Raw genomic sequence first — 3339 nt, 5'->3', positions numbered from 1 at the left:
GGTAGAGCACATGACTTTTAATCATGGTGTCCCGGGTTCGATTCCCGGGTGAGCCACCAAGAATTACTTAAAGTAATTCTCTAATAGGAACTTGCTTAGCATTATATATTCAAAAAGATTATGTAAGCATAATCTTTTTTTATTTTGAAATTAATATTGAAGCTACATCAAATATTTGATGTAGCTTTTTATTTTTAATTTAATTATTAATATTATTTGTTTTTTGATATTATAGATTTTATATCTTTACCCATGAATATAATAAATTTTTTTATGCTTTTAAAATCTTCTTTTAAAGTAGTATCATCTGCATTTGAAAAAAATCCATTATTATATAATAAGATAATTAAGAACAATATTCCAAGATTAATATATATGTCTTTAAAATCAGCAATAAATAAATTGCTTATTCCAATGAAGTCTAAACTGCCACCATAGAATATCTTATCTATTAAAGAGCATGAAGCTCCTGCAACTATAAAAATGATAGTAAGATCGCTAAATATATCTTTATTTCCTTTACTTTTGTAATATCTATATAGTTCAACAAAAATTATTAAAGCTAATATATTAAGTATAATCAAAATAGGAAAGCTAATAGATGTGCCAAATCTAGCATTTAGCCAAGAACCATCTGTATTGATTATTGGGTTAAAGGATAGAAATCCATTAAAAATAGCAAAATAAGAATTGAAGAAGAATAATTTAATTATTATTTTTATACCTTGATCAATTAACATTAATATAAAGAAAAAACTAAAAATTTCTTTTGTTGTAAGTCCATTTATTTTTTTTGATGTAAATACATAAAAGGCATAACCAACTATTGCAAATAATAATATTAAAAATATATTGCCTATAATAGTAGTTAGATCATTTATTCTTCCAGTAAATAGTTCAAATAATAAATAAATTAACCACATTATAGGAAGTGTAACTATAGATAATAATTTTTTTTTATTCATTATAACCTCCACATAAATAATAATTTGAAAATTACTAATTATAAAAATAAGTTTAACATATAATGTTAAACTTAACTATTGAGTAATATAAAAAAATATATAATAATATAAAGTAAAAATACAAATTTTGGAATTTAACTAAAATTTTAATTCTAATTAAAGTGAGGTTAGTTATATGTTAAAGATATTTGCTGTATCAGATTCTATAGGAGAAACTGCAAATCAAGTTGCAATTGCAGCTGCAAGTCAATTTTCTTCTGATGTTATAGTGGAAAGAATTCCATATGTAAAAACATTAGACGATGTAAAAGATGTAATTTCAGCTGCAGGTAGCTGTACAGAAGAAGCTATAATAGTATCTACGATAATAACTGTTGATATTAGGGAATATTTGACTCAGAAAGGAGCAGAAAATAATATACCAGTTATAAATATATTAGGGCCAATATTGGGTATTGCATCATCTAAGCTTAATAGATTACCAGATAATAATCCAGGAGCTGTATGGAAAACAGATGAGGATTATTTTAGAAGAATAGAAGCTATGGAATTTGCAATGCAATATGATGATAGTAAGGATTATAGGGGGCTTAAAAATGCAGATGTAGTATTAGTAGGGCTTTCAAGGACTTCAAAGACACCATTATGTATGTACTTAGCCAATAAAGGAATAAAAGCAATTAACATACCGCTAGTACCTGAAGTAGGAGTGCCAGATGAATTATACGAAATTGATAAAAAGAAAATATTTGGATTAACAATAAATCCACTTCAATTAATTGAAATAAGAAAGAAACGATTGGATAAATTTAATAAAATATCATCAGATATTGAATATGCAGGAGATGCTAGAATATTGGAAGAATTTGAGTTTGCAGATAAGATAATGAGAAAGCTTGGTTGCAAGACTATAGATGTTACTCAAAGAGCAATAGAAGATACTGCATTAATTATTTTAAATACCTTAAAAATTAATAGATAAACAAAAAGCTAGCATTGTAATGTTAGCTTTTTAATATGGTATTATTATTCTTATTTTGGGATAAACACTAGGGTAAACATATGAAAGAGGATAGTTTAATTTATCATATGAATGACAACAATATAAAAATGTATTGCCTACTTTGTAAGTTATGATTGCAGAATGAGCCCAAGTATTTTTTATAGGGCTAAAAAATTGAATTATACAACCTATACAATTATGGTTTAGAGTTGCTATTTCATATGCAAGATTATTATATATAAGATAATCACGTAATTCTTTAACTCTAATCCATGAATTAGAGTAAGGTTTCCATGTTGATGATGTTGGAATACCAGCATAATTAATAACTTGAGATACAAAGTTTGTACAATCTCCACCATTTTCATTAAAGTTTTCATATTCTTTATTATAAGTTAAGGCATATTTTTCAGCATATTCTACTGCTTTAGTCTTTTTGTATAAAGTTTTTTTGAGTATTGATGTAGTCTGAAGTGTATTATTGAAATTTATATTGAGAGTATTGAAGTTTAGTAATAAAGAGTTATATTTTGATATTTCTTTATCTAATAGGCTATTATAGATATGAACAAAATCATCTAAATTTTTATAATCAATTGAATATTCTAATGATTCTATATCAGATATATATTCTATAAACCAGTGATTAGAGATTTTTTTCAAAAGACATATATATGTTGAGGTTGTTATTGAATCAAAACCTTGATTGTTAATATCTAATAATGAATATGCAGAGAATTTAGCGAAACAATATTCTTCATTAATTTTTTTAATAAAATCATATTTTATTTTGCAATATGATTTTATTAAAGGAATGCCACTTTTTTTATTGTAAAGAGTAAAATATCTTATTTTTAGATCTATTAATTGATTTAGTTTATTATTAGAAATAAATTTTTTAAAATTATCATTTATTATAATGGCATCAAGAAAGCTCTTTATGATATTTTTTATTGAACTATTTTTATTTATTAGCATAGTGTACATGTTTGAAAATCCTTGTATTTAGTTATAGTTTATATTATTTTATGAAATAAGATAATATTTGATATAATTTTTTAAAAAAGGTGTTGACATTATTAAATTACGATGATAATATATATCTTGTCGCTGATGCGAAACAGCTTTGAAAGAAAAGCTAAACAGTATTTTTATTAAGTCAAAAACTTAAAAAAATATGTTGACAAAGTTTTTCAAAAGTGATAATATAAACAAGTCGATTGAAGTCGATGAGATAAAAATGGTCTTTGAAAATTGAACAGAATATAGAATACATTTAAACAACCAGCAATTCTTTTTACAAGTAAGTTTTATGAGTTAAATGATTAAACTTTTTATTGAGAGTTTGATCCTGGCTCAGGACGAACGCTG

General features: G+C 24.4%; 3 protein-coding genes. 1 reads left to right on the top strand and 2 read right to left on the bottom strand.

The genetic code is table 11. From position 1 onward, the window contains the following. Positions 1-212: 212 nt before the first annotated feature. The gene (locus SPJ33_RS06125) at positions 213-965 is read right to left on the bottom strand and encodes a signal peptidase II (protein WP_321117092.1); all 753 of its coding nucleotides are present in this window, start codon (positions 963-965) and stop codon (positions 213-215) included. Positions 966-1140: 175 nt separating this feature from the next. Between SPJ33_RS06125 and SPJ33_RS06120 the strand changes: the two genes are divergently transcribed. Continuing rightward, positions 1141-1947: a pyruvate, water dikinase regulatory protein gene (locus tag SPJ33_RS06120; RefSeq protein WP_321117091.1), complete on the top strand. Its 807-nt coding sequence runs from the start codon at positions 1141-1143 to the stop codon at positions 1945-1947. Between the two features lie 30 nt (positions 1948-1977). Here the strand turns inward: SPJ33_RS06120 and SPJ33_RS06115 are convergent, their stop codons facing one another. After that, entirely contained in the window at positions 1978-2955 is a 978-nt protein-coding gene (locus SPJ33_RS06115; RefSeq protein ID WP_321117090.1) for an amidase domain-containing protein, read from the bottom strand. Positions 2956-3339 lie beyond the last annotated feature (384 nt).

It is taken from the genome of Clostridium sp. (assembly GCF_034179595.1).
In the GTDB taxonomy this organism is placed as follows: Bacteria; Bacillota; Clostridia; order Clostridiales; family Clostridiaceae; genus Clostridium.
Note: the sequence above shows the minus strand (reverse complement) of the source record. Positions and strands in the feature narration are given on the sequence as shown.